Source organism: Halocola ammonii, from assembly GCF_049334165.1.
In the GTDB taxonomy this organism is placed as follows: Bacteria; Bacteroidota; Bacteroidia; order Flavobacteriales_D; family Sanyastnellaceae; genus JBEGHD01.
In genome coordinates this window covers 1-1,748 of sequence record NZ_JBEGHD010000031.1, presented here as the reverse complement: position 1 = coordinate 1,748, position 1,748 = coordinate 1, and the positions used below count along the sequence as shown (strand labels likewise).

General features: G+C 43.4%; 1 protein-coding gene and 1 pseudogene. Both read right to left on the bottom strand.

From position 1 onward, the window contains the following. A pseudogene (locus tag ABHV44_RS16100) lies at positions 1 to 761 on the bottom strand (hypothetical protein); the annotation flags it as partial. Between the two features lie 144 nt (positions 762 to 905). Then, positions 906 to 1,748: T9SS type A sorting domain-containing protein (locus tag ABHV44_RS16095; RefSeq protein ID WP_459075741.1), on the bottom strand; the 843-nt coding region annotated here is incomplete at its 5' end.

Here is a 1,748-nt window from a genome sequence, read left to right as displayed (position 1 = left end):
GACTCATACTCCCAATCAAGTTCACCATCAACATCTAATTTGAAAATATGATGATAGTTGGGTTCTTCACCCGACACGCCAATTTTAGCAATGGCGATCACGCCTCCGTCATCGGTGGGAATGATTACCCGGCAGTAGTCGGGACTTTGGTTTGTTTCGTAAGTGTACTGCCAAATAATATCGCCATTTTCGTGAATTTTCCAAATGAGAAAATCGTTTCCAGTACTTTCCTGAACAAAATTTGCTAAAAAGAACAAATAATTATTGGTGCCCTTCTTCACACTGAGGGCAGCAATAAATGGGTATTCAGGGTCTGGATTAGGTGAATAATACCTACGAACCTGAAGAGTGTCACCGTCCATATTGAAATATGCTATGTATCCTTGTCTTATTCCTTCTGAATCGTACGTGATGCCACTGTGAATAAGAACGGAGTCATTAAGAAAATTGAGATCTGGATTTTGAGAGTAGTATTCAGCATCACCCAAACCTCCATAAGTTTCCTGAAATAAAAAATTCCCTTCCAGGTCAAATTTGGCAAAGATCATAGGTGTCGCCAGCGGGTTTAAAGAGTCTCCAAGAAATCCTGTACTGACGTATCCATCCTCCAATTCTATCACACTCATGAGGAGAGTATTTGGAAAGTCGCTGTCAAAGCGGACGTTGAATCGCTCCTGTTGTGCCGAAACAGTGAAAAAAAGAAAAAGGAAGCCCAGGATGAGGGCTTCCTTTTTTAGGATATGTTTATTTAAGTATTTCAAATTTTCCACTTTCTAGCGTTTGATCTTTTCCCATCAGGCTGTAAAAATATAGGCCCGAGGTCCATTCTCGTACATCGATGGTTTTGAAATCACGATTGCCTCTTAAAGGTAAAACTTTTATCACGTGTCCAGGAGAGTATTTCCTCATCTCACCACAATCTTTTCACTCTGCAACAACCTATTACTCTCTGTAAGACTCAACACATAAGTACCGCTTGCCCAGCTTTCGACATTTAAGATGAGCGTTGTGTTTGCCTGTGGGGCTGGGAATTGCTGAATGACTTTTCCCTGAAGATCGGTGATGGTGTACGAGGCGTTTTTATCTAATTGCTGAGTTTGGTAAATGTGCAGCACTTCACTGGCAGGGTTGGGACCGGCTTTAAAGAATTCAATCTGCCTGGGAGATTTTTCTTCAACCGCAATGTCAAATTCCTCACATCCTTCCACCAGGCAGCCGTATTCGTCTAGCTTCACCAGCCAGCCTTGTTGGTAGGGAGGATCAACCTCGTTAATGCTGGGTCCAATTGCTCCGGATTCGCCACAAAAGATAAAGCCACCATCAGAGGTGTTTCTCATGTCGTAGAGCCGGTGTTTTTCAAAAGGCAGATCGAGGTATTGGTAATAGCGCGTCCACAAAATTTCACCTGTTTCGCTGTTCAGTTTCGAGATCCACGCCAGGTCGTTGTATGTGCCGGAAGTGTCGTTAGGTTCATCCAGAACTTTATACCGCCAGCCTGCGGCAACGTAATTTCCGTCCTCTGCGAGAAGTATCTTCCTTGTGCCATGGTTGTAATGATACTGGTCTTCCCATATTGGAGTTCTCCAAAGCTGGTTGCCTTCCATGTCCATTTTCATAACTGTAGGAATTACACCGGTCCAGTTTTCATTAGGCAGTGTGGCCATACAAGCAAAATAGCCATCATCAATAAAAGCATCCTTTATCGCAGCAAGCCCCTCTTCACTTGTTGACTCATACTCCCAATCAAG